Raw genomic sequence first — 14,756 nt, 5'->3', positions numbered from 1 at the left:
TTCGGCCAGATCGTCCAAGCACCTCAGCCGGCTACCGGCCGAGGACCTCGGCCGGCCCCAGGAAGCGCCCGCATTATACTGCCCGCGCCTTCCGAGACGCCGTCATGTGGATCCTCTACCAGGTCGCCCTCGCCCTCCTGCTGTTGCTGGCATTTCCCTTCCTCTACCTGCGCCGCGGACGCCACTATGGGCCGACCCTGGCGGGGCGCCTCGGTCGGTCTCTGCCGGATCTCGCCGACAAGCATCGCGACCCCCTCTGGATCCACGCCGTCTCGGTCGGAGAAGTGGGGGTGGCGAAGACCTTCATCGACGCCCTCGACGACGACCTCCCGCTGGTCCTCACCACCATCACTCCCACCGGCCAAGGGCAAGCCCGCAAGCAGCTCGCCGGGCGCGCCGCCATCGGCTATCTGCCCTTCGATCTCGCCTTTGCCGTCGAGCCCTTTCTGCGCCACGTCGAGCCGCGGGCACTGATCCTCACGGAGGGCGACTACTGGCCCCTGGTGCTGCGTGCCGTGGCGCGACGCCGCCGTCCGATCGCGGTGATCAACGGTCGCGTCGGCGACCGCAGCTACGCCCGCATGCGACGCCTGCGCCCGCTCCTCGGACCGCTCCTCGGTCGCGTCGAGCGCTTCGCCGTCCAAAGCGCCGGCGACCGGCAGAAGCTGCTCGACCTCGGCGTCCCGGCGGAGCGCCTTCGGGTGACCGGCAACCTCAAGTTCGAAACCGCCATCCCACCGGCCCTCCCGGAGCTCGAGGAAGCGCTCCTCGGGCTCGCCCAGGCACGTCCCATTCTGATCGCCGGCTCGACCATGGAGGGGGAGGACGAGCTGGTGCTCGACGCCTTCGAGGCTGCCGGCGACGCCCTGCTGATCATCGCGCCGCGCCACCCGGAACGCTGGGACGAGGTCGAGCGGCTACTGACTCGGCGGGGCCGCCCCTTCGTGCGGCGCAGTCGCCTCGGAACCGCCGACGGCGACATCGTCCTGCTCGACAGCCTCGGCGAGCTCGCCGCTCTCTATCGGCTGGCCCTCGGCGCCTTCATCGGTGGCACCCTGGTGCCCACCGGCGGCCACAACCCCATCGAGCCGGCGCGCTTCGGCACCGCCACGGTGGTGGGGCCCTCGATGGAGAACTTCCGCCAGATGGCCCAGGACTTCGATCGCGCCGATGCCTGGCAGCGCGCCGCCGACGCCGCCCACCTGGGCGAGATCTGGCGCCACTGGGTCGCCGACCGGGCGAGCGCCCGAGCCCTGGGAGAGCGCGCCGCCGCGCTGGTGGAGTCGAACCGCGGAGCCCTCACCAAGACCCTCGAGTGGATCGCGCCGGTGCTGGCGCCGACGCCCGGCAAGGGACAGCCCTCGGACCGTCCATCATGAGCCGGGACTCCCTGACTCCGACGCCGCCGACCTCGCCGTGGCAGCGTCTCTACGGTACCGCCCACCGCTGGCGCGAGGCCTGGTACCGCCGGCGCGCCGATCGCCTGCCACGACCGGTGATCAGCCTCGGCAACCTGCACTGGGGGGGTACCGGCAAGACGCCTCTCACCGCCAGCCTCGCCGCCTGGCTGAGAGACCAGGGGCAGCGAGTCTGCATTCTGTCGCGCGGCTACGGTGGCGGCGGCGAGGGAGTACGCGTCGTAAGCCGAGGCGAGGGCCCGCTGCTGGGTCCGTCCGTCGCCGGTGACGAGCCGGTGCTGCTCGCCGACGCCCTACCCGGTGTCGCCGTGGTGGTCGAGGCGCAGCGCTACCGCGCCGGCCTCTATGCCCTCGAGCGCCTCGAACCGACGCCGGACCTGTTCCTCCTCGACGACGGTTTTTCCCATCTCGCCCTGGCTCGCGACCTCGATCTGCTGGTGCTGCCCGCGGCGGATCCCTTCGCCGGCGGTCGTCTGCCGCCCAGTGGTCGCTTGCGGGAACCGCTGGCTTCAGCGCGCCGCGCCCATGGCGGGTTGGTCACCGGCGCCGCCGACAACGTCGCCGAGGTGGCGGCGGGACTCGCGCCCTTCGGCTTCACCGGACCGGTGTTCGCGGCCCCGACCCGTCTCGACGCGGTGCGCCGCGACGACGGCACGCCCCTCGACCCGCAGTCGACGGTCGTCGCCGTCGCCGCCATCGCCGGTCCGGGACGTTTCTACGAAGCCGCCGAAGGCCAAGGCTTCCACCTCGCCGAACGCCTCACCTTCGGGGATCACCACCCCTATCCCGAAGTCAGTCTGCGGAAGATCCGAGCCGCCGCCCAGAAGCACCGAGCCGACGTCGTCCTGACCACCGAGAAGGACGCCGTCAAGCTGCGCGGCCGCCTCGAACTGCCCCTCGCCTACCTGCCGATTCGAGCCGAACCGGAAGCGGCCTTTTGGGAATGGTTGGGATCCCGGCTGGCGGAGTGGAAGGCGCCGCCGGGCTGATTACTCGAGGGCGAAGAGGGGGTCGCCGCCATCGACGGCATCGCCGGCGGCGACGTGGAGCTTCTTGACCACCCCGGCGGCTTCGGCCTGGATCTCGTTCTCCATCTTCATCGCCTCGAGCACCACGATGCCTTGACCGGCTTCGACCTCGGCCCCCTCCTCGACCAGCACCGCCACCACCCGGCCGGGCATGTAGGCCTCGACCACCCCCTTGCCCTGCCCTCCACCGGCCCCGAAGCCGTCGCCGGCGAGGGCCGAGAGAGGATCGAGCACGTCGACGGCGTCGGAGCCGTGGCGGGTGTGAACCCGGTAGCGGCTGCCGCCCTCGCGATGCACCGCGACCTCGTACTGGCCGGCATCGGTGCGCAGGCTGGAGAGGCCGTTGGCACCCGCCACCACCGCATCGATGCGGTAGGTGCGCTCGCCGAGGCGCACTTCGAAGACATCGCCCTGGCGCTCGATGGTGACCGACTCCTCGCGCTCACCGCTGCGCACGATCAACTCCATAGGGACCTCCCCAAGGCCTCGCGGCGACTCTGCTGGCGCCAGCGATCACGTTGGCCGCCCTCCCCCGACGACAGCTTCTGGACGCGTCCGTAGTGGGTCAGGGCCGCCGCCACCAGCGGCAGGTCTTCGAGACCTTCCGGCGCCGGCGGGGCGAGCTCGCCGGCCGCCAGCTTGCGATCGAGCATGCCGATATCGAGATTGCCGGTCACGAAGTCCTCGTCTTCGAGCAGGGCCGAGAACAGCGGCGCGGTGGTCTCGATGCCCTCGATGCGCAGCTCACCGAGGGCGCGCCGCAAGCGCGCCAGGGCGCGCGGTCGGTCCGCCGCCCAGACGATCATCTTGGCGAGCATCGGATCGTAGTGGATGGAGACTTCGGAGCCCTCGTAGACGCCGCAGTCGTTGCGCACGCCGAGCCCTTCCGGCCAGCGCAGCAGCCGGATCTTCCCCGGCGAGGGGGCGAAGTTGCGGAACGGCGCCTCGGCATAGAGACGCACCTCGATGGCGTGGCCGCGAATCCGGATGTCGTCGAGCTCCGGCGGCAGCGGGTCGCCCTCGGCGATGCGGATCTGGGCCTCGACGAGATCGACCCCGGTGACCATCTCGGTCACCGGGTGCTCCACCTGCAGGCGGGTGTTCATCTCCAGAAAGAAGAAGTCACCCTGGCGGTCGAGCAGGAACTCGACGGTGCCGGCGTTGGTGTAGTCGACCGCCTTGGCGGCAAGCACCGCCGCCTCTCCCATGCGCCGTCGCAGATCTTCGTCGACCACCAGCGACGGCGCCTCCTCGACCACCTTCTGGTGGCGCCGCTGCAGCGAGCACTCGCGCTCGCCGAGGGACACCACCTTGCCGTGGCCATCGGCCAGCACCTGGATCTCGATATGACGCGGCTCGAGGATGAGCTTTTCGATGTAGACCGAGTCGTCGCCGAAGCTGGCCGCGGCCTCGGAGCGGGCAGCGCGGTAGGCGGCCGGGAGATCCTCCGCCGCATGCACCTGGCGCATGCCCTTGCCACCGCCCCCGGCGGCCGCCTTGAGCATCACCGGGTAGCCGATCTGGTCGGCGAAGGCGAGAGCGCTGTCGAGGTCCGGCAGGGCTTCGTCGCCCCCCGGCACTACCGGCACGCCGGCGGCGATCATCCGCCGCCGGCTCTCGGTCTTCGAGCCCATCGACGCAATCGCTTCCGGCGGCGGACCGATGAAGGTCACCCCGTGCTGGCGACAGAGCTCGGCGAGCTCGACCCGCTCGGACAGAAAGCCGTAGCCGGGGTGGATGGCGTCGGCACCGATCTCGACCGCCAGCTCGACGATCGCCTCGGCCCGCAGGTAGCTCTCGCGCGACGGCGCCGGGCCGATCGGATAGGCCTCGTCGGCCAGCAGCACCGGCAGGCCGGCACGATCCGGCTCGGAATAGATGACGGCGCTGCGGATTCCCATCTCGGCGAGGCCGCGCAGGATGCGCACCGCGATCTCACCGCGATTGGCGATCAGGACTTTACGAAAGCGGCGAATTTCAGGACTCATGGGCGGGCGGATCTTAGCAGGACGAGTTCGGCCCTCAGCGCCGCCTTTCCGCTCTCCATTCACCGACTCGCCGCGAGGCGGCGTAGAAACCCGGCGGCCTAACCGCCGCCGGCATGCCGTTGGGCGGCGAGGGCACGCGCGAGGGTGCGCGCCAGCTCGGCGGCCGGTCCTTTACCCCAGTAGTGGACGAAGTAGAACGGCGGCGTGTCGCCGATCATGTGGTTGTGCAGGGCGACGACGTGGATGCCGCCCTGGCGCAGGGCCCGCAGGACCGGCTGGACTTCCTCGGCGGTCATGATGAAGTCGCCGTCCACCGAGGCCAGCGCGTCGCTGCCGGTGAACGCCGCCCAGGTCGCCAGGCCCATCGATCCCCCCACCGTGACGCCGTGCATCTCGCCCTGCCGGCCGATCACGATCTTGACCACGCCGTCGCGAGTGCGGCTGCCGTGGCCGATGATCTTCTCGAGTGCCTGGGCATCGATCTCGCCGTGTTGGGGAGTGCCGCCGCCAAAGCCCTGCGCCGGCCGCGGACGCTCGGCACGCACCCGTTTCACCGCATCCCAGACCGACCTCACCCCGGCGGCCAGGCGCTCCGCATCGCCCATCCCACCGATGTGCATGAAGTAGACCTTGGGCTCGTCGAAGAAGAAGTGGTTGTGAAGGGCCGTCACCTCGAGGCCGGCCGCGAAGGCGGCATCCATCGCGGGCGAAACCTCGTCCTGGAACACCACCTCGTCGCCCATCATCATGACGCCCGCGGGAGTCTCCTTGAAGGCCGCCCAGGAACCGAGTCCGGCGAAGGGCGGCAGCGGGCTGCCGTCGACCTGCACCACCACATCGGTGCGCGCCCAGCCAATGCGAACCACGCCATCGGCGGCGACCGTCGCCGGCACCCCGGCGGCCCGCGAGATCTTGTCGGCATCCAAGGGGGCCGGCGGAGCAGGTGCATCGGAGGCGGCGACCGCAACCGCCAGGAAGGCTCCGAGGAGGAGAGAAAGGGCGCTTCGCAGACTCACGGCATGGCCTCCTTGCCAGTCGGTTCGGAACGTTCTTCGCGGCAGCGGTGATCGATTCTACGCCCCGGGCCGGCGCGATCGATGCAACGAGATGGAACGCCCTAAAAAACGAATTTCATGTATTGTCGATTCGTACTTCCATCATGGTCACCCAAGAAATCCCCGTCCAGCGCTACGACGGCACGGCCCTGATCAACGTTCGCCTGCTCGAGAAGTCCGGCGAGCTGCTGCTCGCTGAAAAGCCCGGGCAGCCGATGGGCCTCGACGATCTGGCGCGCGTCCTGCGGCTGGTCGAGCTTCACGCCCTGTCCAACCAGGTCCTCTTCGACCGCACGGCGAAGAACTCGACGGTCGAGCACGCGCAGGAGATTCGCGGCCGGATGGCCGACCATCTCGGCAAGGGCGTGCTGCGAATCCACCGCTCCTCCGAGAAGGACGCCGTCGAGATCCTCGATCGCGGCATCGAGGCGATGCGCTCGTCGCGGCTCTTGATCCAGGAGTTCTCCTTCGATCGCGACATCGACCGCCAGGTCTCGGAGGAAGCGGCGACGGTCTTCCGCCGCTGGCTGGAGAGGGCCTGCAAAGAGCCCGAGGAGCGCCTCGCCGAAGTCGCCCAGGAGGCCGTCGAGGTGAACTTCCGCGGCGGCAAGTGCTTCGCCGCCATCGCCGCTTCGGGGCCGACCTTGGTGGGCCAGGCGATGGAGCTGTTCCGCCGTCCGGATCACGACGACCGCCTGCTGGTCAGCGCCCTGATCAACCGCTTTCGCCTCAACTACCTCAACCAGCTCGCCATCGACGACTGCGCCGCCTACTGTCCGGATCTGCCCTTCGAAAACCTCACTCGCGAGCACATGAAGCTGTTCGTCGACTACCTGGTGCGCGAGATGGTGGGCGATCTCGAGCAGCCGCAGCCGGATCGTCACCTGCTGGTTCGCAACCTCGCCGAGGACCTCCGGCTGCCGCCGGTCGGCCTCCTCCTCTTGATGAGCTGTCGCGAGAAGGGCGAGCCCCTCGAGCTGTTTCGGCGCGGCGAGCAGAAGCTCGGCGCCACCCAGGAGCTCAAAAAGCACCTGTGGGGCGTTTCGGCGAAGTCCCTGACCCATGGCGAAGTCGACGAAGAGGTGCAGGACATCTTCGCTCGCGAGTACGAGAAACTGGAGTACGAGTCGGTGCCCAGCGAGCCTCCGGGGCTGGTTCGACGCTACCTCCTGCCGACCCTTTCTTCGGCCATCGGAGGCGCCGGGACCTCCCTGGGGGACGATCTGGTGGGTCTCGTCACCGCCCTCTTCGCGAGCGGTTCGACGGCCCTGGTCAGCAACCTGCTGCAGCGCAAGGGGACCCCGTCCTACCTCACCCAGTACAACCGCTTGAAGCACGAGATCGCCAAGGGGCGCCACCTCCGCAAGCGCGGCGTCACCGCCCTGTCGGATCAGGTCGAGCGCGTCTTCAATCGCCCCCTGGCTTTGGCTTGAGCTCGGCCGGCAACGGCCGCCGCCGAGCGCGCAGCCACAGCAGAACCAGGCCCAGCGCCCCGAGGGCGGACCCTCCGAGGGCCCGGAAGAAGGGGGCTTTGTCGAGGGCCAGGCGGACGACGTGCTCGCCGGCCGGTACCTCGACCGCCAGGCGATGCAGATTCGCCACCTCGGTGGGAACCGGCGCGCCGTCGATGGTGGCCTCGAAAAGCGGCAGGTAGGCGCGCTGCCAGACCAACATGCCACCGGCCGGCGAGGTCACCTGCGCCACCAACTCGGTGGCCTGCTCCGAGATCACCGTCACCGCTCCCGACCCCGCTCGACGATCACTACCGCCGTCCCCCGCCACCACCGCCTGCTCAGCGGCATCGAAGCCCTCCCGGCGTAGCGCCCAAAGGGCCGCGTTCATGTGCGGAGCGCGCTCGACGGTGGTCGCCAGCACGACCGAAGGCGCGGCGCGATCGAGGGCGTAGACGAAGATCTCGCGGCCGTAGCTCGGCCGGTGATAGATCAGCCGGGCCAGATCGTCGTGAGGCCCTTCGAGGGGTCGGTGCAGGAGCAAGCGATCGACCCCCCAGGCGGTCAATAGCAGAAGCCGCTCGCGGTCCGACCCGGCTTGCTCGACAGCCCCCTGGGCCAGGCGGGTGTAGATCGAGTCGAGCCCTTCCGGTGACACGTTGAGGGCGAAGCGCCGCCCCCACAGGGCACCGGTGAAGGGGTAGAGCTCGTCGAAAGCGCGGCGCTCCCACCACAGGGAGCGGCTGTCCGGATAGTCGCCGTCGATCAAGGAAGCGGGCCCAAAGAGGTTGTCGTAGGCGCCGTGCACGGACAAGGCGTCGGGCGGCACCGCCGCCAGGATCGCCGGCGGCGTGCGGTAGGGGGCCGGGTCGTCGGTGGGGACCGCCGGCGCCAGGAAGAACAGCTGGGAGGTGCCGTGAAGGGCGAGCAGAAGGAGTGCCGCCGAGGGCCGTCGCCGGGTGAGCCAGGCGGCGGCGAGGAGCGCCCCGGCCACCGCCAAGGACAGCAGGCTGAGGCCGGACCAGCGATCTCGCTCGTTGGCGACGAAGACCTCCGGAAAGTCGGCCGGAATGAGCTCCCGGAGGAAGCCGAGGGCAGCCCCGGGGGCGAGGTTGAGCCACAGCAGCAGTGCCCCGGCCAGTAAACCGAAGAGGCCCAAAGGCCACACCACCCGACGCCACCGTCCGGCCTCGCCGAAGGCACGCTCGAAGCCGAATCCGGTGAGGACGGACGCCCCCAAAGCAACCGCCAGCCAGAGCTTGATCGGATAGCGCAAGGCGTTCGAGGGCCCCAGCGAGAGCAACCCGTCGGCGATCGGATTGAAGCGGCCGAGGGCGAAGAAGACTCCGCCCGCCACCACCCCCCAGGCCCACAGCTCGGCGCGCCAAGTGGGCCTGGCGCGGCGCGGCCGTCCGGCGGCCCACAGCAGAGCCCAGGCGAGCGCCCCGGGATAGAGGGTGAAGAAGAAGGCCGGCGTGTCGGTATAGAAGGCGTGGCCCCAGAAGGTGCCGCCACCGACCACGTCCGGGCGTCCGAAGGCGAAGGGCAAGAACCACTCGAAGACCTGCCGCGGGTCGAGGCTCGCCACCGAGCGCAGAAGCTCCTGATAGCCGAAGTAGCCGCGGTAGGAAAGCGGCAGGATGCGCAGCAGCTCGGTGATCTGGGGAAGCGCCAGCAACGTGCCGCAGGTACAGGCGGCGAGCAGCCGGAGGGCGGGCTGCCAAGGCGACCGGGGCAGCGCCGTGGCCGCCGCCGTCAAGGCCAGGGCGGCGGTCAGGAGCGAGGTCACGGGATCCCCCGCCACCACCGTCAGGGCCCACAGCAGCGCGGTGGCGACGAGCGCCCCACGGCTGCCCCGGACGGTCCGCAGGGCGGCCGAAGCCAACGCCGGCGCCAACGCCGCATAGGCCACCAGGTTGTAGAAGTTGAGGAGAGAAAAGGTCCAGCCGGAGAAGCCATAGCAGGCCGCCGCCACCCAGGCGCCGCGGCGCGACAGCCCGACGGCTCGCCCGAGGCTGGCCATCGCCCAGGGGGCGAGCAGCAGGTGAAGCCAGAAGTGCGCATTGTGGGCCCACAGCAACGGGGTCCAGCGAAGCAGCAGGTTGTCCGGATAGAGGGCGACGGCGTTGGGGTTGGCGAGCAGCGGCTGGCCACCGGCGCGATAGGGATCGAGCCACGGCAATCGCCCCTCGGAGAGCGCCTCCGCCTGGGCCTGCTTCATCTCCAGGTGGGTGTTGAAGACGTCGCGCAGGAAGAGCGTCTCGCTACCCAAGATCAGCGGCAGAGCCCAGAGGAAGAGCAAGCCGACCACCGGCCAGGCGAACAGGTGGCGCTTCACCCGGCAGCCCTCCGATGACCGAGGGGCCAGGCGAGGGTCAGAATGCCCAGCAGCGTCGCGACGGAGGCGCCGGCGGCGAGCATCTCCGGCCGCGACGACACCGTGACCTCGACGCGATGGCGCCCGGCAGGCACCTCGACACCGAGGAGCAGCAGGTCGACCGGCACGGTGGCCAGGGGACGGTCGGCGATGCGGGCTCGGTAAAGGGGCTGGAAGGCGCGCCGCAGTACCACCAGGCCGCCCTCTCCCTCGACCTCGAAGACCAACCGATCTTCCGCCTGGGAGACCAGCTCGACCCGCCCGGAGCCGTGCGCCACCGGCCGTGGAGCGGTCACGACGGCGAGCGGATCGAGGCGCTGGCTGGCGGCGATCAGGGCCTGGGGCCCGGCCGCCACCGCGACCCGCTGCGGCCACCACAGCGCCGGTGCCGGCCTCTCGACCCGGTAGAGGCTGACCTCCCCCGACCGCTCGACCGCCGTCAAGCCCGAGGCCGGCGGCGGACCGCCGGCGATCACCGCCTCCACCCCGAGGCGCCGCAACCAGGCCTCCCGGGCGGTCGCCGGAAGCTGCGGCAGGTTGATCAAGAGGCGCGTCGAGTCCGGCGAGACCAAGCCATCGAAGTCCACCGCCAGGGGATAGCGGAAACCGCGCTCGACCCCCGGCACGCGATCCAGGTCGCGCGCACCGAGCCGTAGCCGAGCCGCCACCGCGCTGTCTTCCGGGCGATAGCCGAAGCCACTGCGGAACGGATCCTCGGCCGCCGCGCTGACCAGCGCGGCGCCGGCCGGGAGGGTCGCCTGCCACGGCGAAGGCTGGCGATAGGGGGCGGCCTCGTCGGTCATCACCAAGGGCGAAAGCAACAGCACCGACACCAGCTGACAGAGAGTCCAGGACGCCGCCATGCGCCGGCTCGCCAGCTCCCCCAGGAGCAGCGCGATGGCGGCCGCGAAGAGCAGGCTCCAGGCCCACAGCTCGGCCTGCACGGCGGCCGTCTCCGGCGGCAGGCCGGGGCGGATCCAGGGCGCCAGGAAGGCAGTACCCCGCAGCATGAAGAAGGCCGCCGCGAGCAAACCGCCGAGACCGGCGAAGCGCAGCACCAGGCGCAGCCGGGCGGCATGGCGAAGGGCCGCTTCGAGGCCGAACCCGGCGAGCAGCGGCAGCGCCAAGGCCGGCCAGAAGAGCAGCTTCTCGGGATAGCGGAAGAGCCCCCCGGAGATCGCCGCCAGCAGCGGTCCACCCCAGCAGGCCGCGACCAGGCCGGCACCGGCGAGCAGTCCCCAGCCCCAGGCCCGACGCAGGCCGCAGAGGGCCGCCACCAAGGCCGGCAAACCGACGTAGAGGCTGAGGATCAACGGCACCCGCGGCATCGCCGCCGCCGACCAGAAGCCGTGATCGCCGAGGTCTCCGGGCCAGCCGAAGGGCAGCGGCAGAACGAGCTCGAGGAAGCGCAGGGGCGCCAGGCGGTAGAGGCCTGCGGCGGCGCCTTCGGCACCGGCGACGGCGCGGAAGGTGTCCGGCAGAATGCGCCCGAAGGCGACCAGCTGAGGCAAGGCGATCAAGCTCCCGAGGGCGAGGATCGCCGCCACCGAAAGCAGTGCCCGGCGCCGCCCGCGGTGCGCTGACAGCGTGACGCCGACGAGGGGCACGAGACCGAGGGCGACCACCTCCGGAGCCCCGGCGAGGAGCGCGAAGCCGAGGGCGAGGCCGGCGATCCCGAGGCCGCGACGGTCGCCGACCACGGCCCCCCACAGCACCAGGGGCCACCAGGCGGTGACGGCGATGATGTGATGGAAGCCGAGGGCGGTGAGGGTCCAACCGCCACCGCCGTAGGCGAGGGCGGCCAGCAGCACGGCGGGTGGAGCAAGGCCGAGGCGCCGGGCTAGGAGCGCCATCGCCGCGAAGGCCAGCAGCCAGTGGAGCGCATAGTGGAGGTTGAAGGCACTCCAAAAAGGCAGCAAACCGTAGAGCACGTTGCCGGGATAGAAGGCCGCCGCTTGCGGGTTGCCGCGGAACGGTTGGCCGAGGGCCCGGCCGCTCTCGAAGGCCGGTATGCGGCCCTCGGCGAGCTGGGCGGCGCCAAAGGCCTTGAGGGGCATGTGGACGGTGAAGACGTCGCGGTAGTAGAAGGTGCGCTCGCCGGTCGCCAACGGCACCGTCACCCACAGCCAGGCGGCCAAGGCCAGCACCGCCACCGCCAGCAGGAGCCGAGGGGACTCGGCCGGCCGACTCACGGCCGCCGCCGCCACAGGAGCAACCCCAGACAGGCGGCGAGGGTCGCCACCGCCGGCACGGCGGCGACCTTCTCCGGCCCGGAAGACACTGCGAGAACCACCCGGTGATCGCCGGCGGGAACGCGCACCCCGGTCAAGGTGAGGTCGACGGGCAGGGTGTCGAGGCGCTGCTCCCCGGAACGGGCCTGCCAAAGCGGATGGAAGGAACGCTGCACCACCACCAGACCGCCTTCGCCGCTGACCTCGAGCTCGAGGCGGTCGGGCCCGGAGGCCACCAGCCACACGCGACCGGCCCCCTGGTCGATGGCTTGCGGCGCCAAGGCCACGCTCAGCGGGTCGGCCCGCTCGGCGACCCGGCGCAGGGAGTCGAGCGGACCGTCGGTGGCCACCACCCGCCGCGGCCACCAGGCCACCGGGGCCGGGTTGTCGACCGCCGCCAGGATCGTCGGCACGCCGCCGCGCACCGCTGAGTCGAGGGTGCGCAAACCGGTGGTCGCAGGGGGCTCGAAGACCACCGCCGCTTCGACGCCCAGCGTCCGCATCCAGTTCACCCGCTGCTGCCAGTCCATGCGCGCCAGGTTGAAGAGCAGGAACGAGTAGTACTGCGAGCTCAGCCCCTCGATGTCGGGATAGAGCGGAAAGCGCAGTCCGAAGAGCAGGTTGGGCGCCGGCGCCAGATCGGCGGCCTCGAAGCGCTCGAGCAAGGCCTTCGAGCGGCCCTCGATGCGATACACCGGCGAGGGATGCCAGGGCGGGAAGATCAGATGCGAGCTGAACACGGAGGCGCCCGCGCCGACCCGCTGCGCCCACTCTCCGGGCTGTCCGTAGGGTGCCGTGTCTTCGGTGCGCAAGAGGGGCGTGAGCTGGAGCAGGGCGACGAGCTGCAGGGCCACCAGCGCCGTGAACCAACGGCGCCGGAGAGCGACCACGGCGGCCAGCAGCAGCGCGCCGCCGAGACCCAGGGCCAGCAACCAGAGACCGATCTGGGTCGACACCAGTTGCGGATTGATCACCGCCCCGTCCTCCACCAACCCGACCAGCGAGGCGCGCACCGACCACAGGACTCCGGCGAGGGCGAGGGCACCGGCACCGGCAACCGCCGCCAGGCGCCAACGCGGCCTCTCCTCGGCCATCACCCGCTCCAATCCCCAGCCGGCGAGCAGCGGCAAGGCGAGCGCATAGAGGAAGAGGAACTTCTCGGGAAAGCGGAACATCCCGAAGGTCAACGTCACCAGCAGCTCGCCGTCGAGGCCGGCGAGCCAGGAGAGCAGCAAACCGAGGCCCGCCAGCAGCGCCCAAGGGCGGTGACGGGGTGCCCCCTCGAGGGCTAACCAGAGCCCGACGATGCCGGCATACAGGGTGAGGTAGAAGGGCAGCTGAGGAGCCACCCCGGCGGCCCAGAAACCACTGGGACCGAAATCGATCGGCCGGCCGAAGGGGAAGGGAATCAACAGCTCGAGGTAGCGCCGCGGATCGAGGGTGTAGGTGACCGCCTGGCTGGCGAGCAGCCCGTGCCCACTGCGAAAGGTGAAGCCTCCGATGCGCAGGCTCGCCACCAGTTGGGGCAAGGCGATCAGGCCGCCGATCGCGGCCACCATCGAGGAAGCGAGCAGACCGCGGCGCACGCCGTGCCGCTCGATGGCGGCGACCAGCGCCACCAGCCCGCCGAGCAGAGCGGTCACCGGCTCACCACCGAGCAGGGCCATGCCGACCGCCAGACCACCCAAGGCCAAACCCCGCCGGCCCCCGCGCAGGACCCCCACGATCACCAACGGCCACCAGGCCGCCACGGTGACGATGTTGTAGAACGAAAGACCCGACAGAACCCAGCCCGAGCCACCATAGGTCAGCGACGCCAAGGTCGCCGCCCGCCACCCCTGTCCGAGCTCCCGGGCCAACGCGAAGAGGGTCAGCGCGGCGAGCAGCCAGTGCAGAGCGAAGTGCAGATTGAAGGCACTCCAGAAGGGCAGCAGGCGGTAGAGCAGGTTGTCGGGATAGAACGCCAGGGCGCTGGGATTGCCGCGAAACGGCTGACCCAGGCCCCAGGAATCGTTGAAGGCCGGAATCTCCCCCGCCGCCAGTCGTTCGGCACCGTAGGCCTTGAGCACGAAGTGATTCGAGAAGACGTCGCGGAAGAACAGCGTGCGCTGACCCAGGGCAAGGGGCAGGGTCCAGAACAGCCACAGCCCCAAGAGCAGAGCCCAGAGCACGATCAGGCGGCGCATGGCCGTGGACGGCGGGGTCATTTCGGCGGTTCCTCGATCTCCTTCGAGTGAAGGTCATGTCTACCACGGCCAGGCATGGGCGACGAAGCAGCCGCCAGGTGGCCGGCCATGGTGCACCGGGCCTTGACATTCCGTAAGCTTCAACTTACGGTAAGTCATGGCTTACGCACAGGTGCTGACCGCCCTCGCCGATCCGACCCGTCGCCGCGTCTTCGAAGCCCTGCGCGAACGGCCGCGGTCGGTCGGTGAGCTGGCACGCGATCAACCGGTGAGCCGACCCGCCGTGTCGCAACATCTCAAGGTGCTGGAAGCAGCTCGGCTGGTCGAGGTCGAGCCGCGCGGGAATCGCCGCCTCTACTCCTTGCGCCGTCGAGGTCTGGAGGAGCTTCGTGACTATCTGGACGGGTTCTGGAGCGACGTTCTCTCGGCCTACGGCAGTGAGGTCGCTCGCCGAACCCGACGAACCGAGGAGTGAAAGATGATCGAGCCGCTGATCAAGACCATCGAGGTGCCCTGCAACCAGGAAACGGCCTTCCGCATTTTCGTCGAGGACATGGGCCAATGGTGGCCCCTGGACAAGCGCTCGATGTCGATGAAGGACGGCCAGCCCTCCAAAGCCCTCGAGGTCGAGGCCAAACTCGGCGGCCGCATCGTCGAGATCGGCCATGACGAGCGCGAGCACCACTGGGGCACCTTTCGTACCTTCGAGCCCTTCTCCTACGTCGCAATGGACTTCCACATGGGCCTACCGCCGACCTCCGCCAGTCTGGTCGAGGTGCGCTTCACCGCCCAGGGGACCGGACAAACCGAAGTCGTACTGACCCAGAGCAACTGGGAAGGCTTCGGCGACCTCGCCGAGATGATGCTCCAGGGCTACGGTTCCGGTTGGGTGCAGATCTTCGAGCAGGGCTACAAGAACGCCTGCGTCGACTTTCAGCAGGACTCGCCCAACCAGCCGGGATAAAGCTCACAGTCGCTCGTGCGGCTCAGCCAGCGGATCCACCGCCGGCCTCCGCGAGCCG

General features: G+C 70.1%; 11 protein-coding genes. 5 read left to right on the top strand and 6 right to left on the bottom strand.

The genetic code is table 11. The features are described 5' to 3' along the window. The first annotated feature begins 104 nt into the window (after window positions 1-104). Both AAF604_07100 and lpxK read left to right on the top strand, forming a co-directional pair. Entirely contained in the window at window positions 105-1,379 is a 1,275-nt protein-coding gene (locus AAF604_07100; protein MEM7049408.1) for a 3-deoxy-D-manno-octulosonic acid transferase, read from the top strand. Next, window positions 1,376-2,407 carry a tetraacyldisaccharide 4'-kinase gene (gene lpxK / locus AAF604_07095; protein ID MEM7049407.1) on the top strand — a complete coding sequence of 344 codons (1,032 nt, stop codon included), beginning with the start codon at window positions 1,376-1,378 and terminating at the stop codon, window positions 2,405-2,407. Before AAF604_07100 ends, lpxK begins: the two co-directional genes overlap by 4 nt. Here the strand turns inward: lpxK and AAF604_07090 are convergent, their stop codons facing one another. From AAF604_07090 to AAF604_07080, 3 genes are all read right to left on the bottom strand, one after another. Then, entirely contained in the window at window positions 2,408-2,914 is a 507-nt protein-coding gene (locus tag AAF604_07090; GenBank protein ID MEM7049406.1) for a biotin/lipoyl-containing protein, read from the bottom strand. It abuts the gene before it with no gap. Beyond that, window positions 2,905-4,434: an acetyl-CoA carboxylase biotin carboxylase subunit gene (locus AAF604_07085; protein ID MEM7049405.1), complete on the bottom strand. Its 1,530-nt coding sequence runs from the start codon at window positions 4,432-4,434 to the stop codon at window positions 2,905-2,907. The genes AAF604_07090 and AAF604_07085 overlap by 10 nt, the downstream gene beginning before the upstream one ends. Before the next feature lie 98 nt (window positions 4,435-4,532). Then, window positions 4,533-5,450, bottom strand: coding sequence for a DUF1259 domain-containing protein (locus AAF604_07080; protein MEM7049404.1), 918 nt, complete (start codon window positions 5,448-5,450; stop codon window positions 4,533-4,535). Between the two features lie 143 nt (window positions 5,451-5,593). Between AAF604_07080 and AAF604_07075 the strand changes: the two genes are divergently transcribed. Further along, window positions 5,594-6,922: a hypothetical protein gene (locus tag AAF604_07075; protein MEM7049403.1), complete on the top strand. Its 1,329-nt coding sequence runs from the start codon at window positions 5,594-5,596 to the stop codon at window positions 6,920-6,922. On the opposite strand, the gene AAF604_07070 is transcribed toward AAF604_07075, so the two are convergent. Genes AAF604_07070 through AAF604_07060 form a run of 3 tightly spaced genes read right to left on the bottom strand, consistent with a single transcriptional unit; the run spans window position 6,897 to window position 13,755 of the window. Beyond that, window positions 6,897-9,278 carry a hypothetical protein gene (locus AAF604_07070; GenBank protein MEM7049402.1) on the bottom strand — a complete coding sequence of 794 codons (2,382 nt, stop codon included), beginning with the start codon at window positions 9,276-9,278 and terminating at the stop codon, window positions 6,897-6,899. The two genes, AAF604_07075 and AAF604_07070, sit on opposite strands and share 26 nt — an antisense overlap. Further along, the gene (locus tag AAF604_07065; GenBank protein MEM7049401.1) at window positions 9,275-11,509 is read right to left on the bottom strand and encodes a hypothetical protein; all 2,235 of its coding nucleotides are present in this window, start codon (window positions 11,507-11,509) and stop codon (window positions 9,275-9,277) included. The genes AAF604_07070 and AAF604_07065 overlap by 4 nt, the downstream gene beginning before the upstream one ends. After that, window positions 11,506-13,755 carry a hypothetical protein gene (locus AAF604_07060; GenBank protein ID MEM7049400.1) on the bottom strand — a complete coding sequence of 750 codons (2,250 nt, stop codon included), beginning with the start codon at window positions 13,753-13,755 and terminating at the stop codon, window positions 11,506-11,508. The genes AAF604_07065 and AAF604_07060 overlap by 4 nt, the downstream gene beginning before the upstream one ends. A gap of 136 nt (window positions 13,756-13,891) precedes the next feature. Here AAF604_07060 and AAF604_07055 point away from each other — a divergent pair, with 136 nt between their 5' ends. Together AAF604_07055 and AAF604_07050 are read left to right on the top strand one after the other, a co-directional pair. Further along, entirely contained in the window at window positions 13,892-14,209 is a 318-nt protein-coding gene (locus tag AAF604_07055; protein MEM7049399.1) for a metalloregulator ArsR/SmtB family transcription factor, read from the top strand. Window positions 14,210-14,212: 3 nt separating this feature from the next. After that, on the top strand, window positions 14,213-14,698 hold the full coding sequence (locus AAF604_07050; GenBank protein ID MEM7049398.1) for an SRPBCC domain-containing protein: 486 nt from the start codon (window positions 14,213-14,215) through the stop codon (window positions 14,696-14,698). Window positions 14,699-14,756: the final 58 nt, after the last annotated feature.

Source organism: Acidobacteriota bacterium (assembly GCA_039028635.1).
Classification (GTDB): domain Bacteria; phylum Acidobacteriota; class Thermoanaerobaculia; order Multivoradales; family JBCCEF01; genus JBCCEF01.
This window is presented reverse-complemented; position numbering and strand designations above follow the sequence as displayed.

Coding starts and splice junctions, on each gene's coding strand:
- AAF604_07100 (MEM7049408.1), top strand. CDS start 105: ATGTGGATCCTCTACCAGGTCGCCCTCGCCCTCCTGCTGTTGCTGGCA.
- lpxK (MEM7049407.1), top strand. CDS start 1,376: ATGAGCCGGGACTCCCTGACTCCGACGCCGCCGACCTCGCCGTGGCAG.
- AAF604_07090 (MEM7049406.1), bottom strand. CDS start 2,914: ATGGAGTTGATCGTGCGCAGCGGTGAGCGCGAGGAGTCGGTCACCATC.
- AAF604_07085 (MEM7049405.1), bottom strand. CDS start 4,434: ATGAGTCCTGAAATTCGCCGCTTTCGTAAAGTCCTGATCGCCAATCGC.
- AAF604_07075 (MEM7049403.1), top strand. CDS start 5,594: ATGGTCACCCAAGAAATCCCCGTCCAGCGCTACGACGGCACGGCCCTG.
- AAF604_07060 (MEM7049400.1), bottom strand. CDS start 13,755: ATGACCCCGCCGTCCACGGCCATGCGCCGCCTGATCGTGCTCTGGGCT.
- AAF604_07055 (MEM7049399.1), top strand. CDS start 13,892: ATGGCTTACGCACAGGTGCTGACCGCCCTCGCCGATCCGACCCGTCGC.
- AAF604_07050 (MEM7049398.1), top strand. CDS start 14,213: ATGATCGAGCCGCTGATCAAGACCATCGAGGTGCCCTGCAACCAGGAA.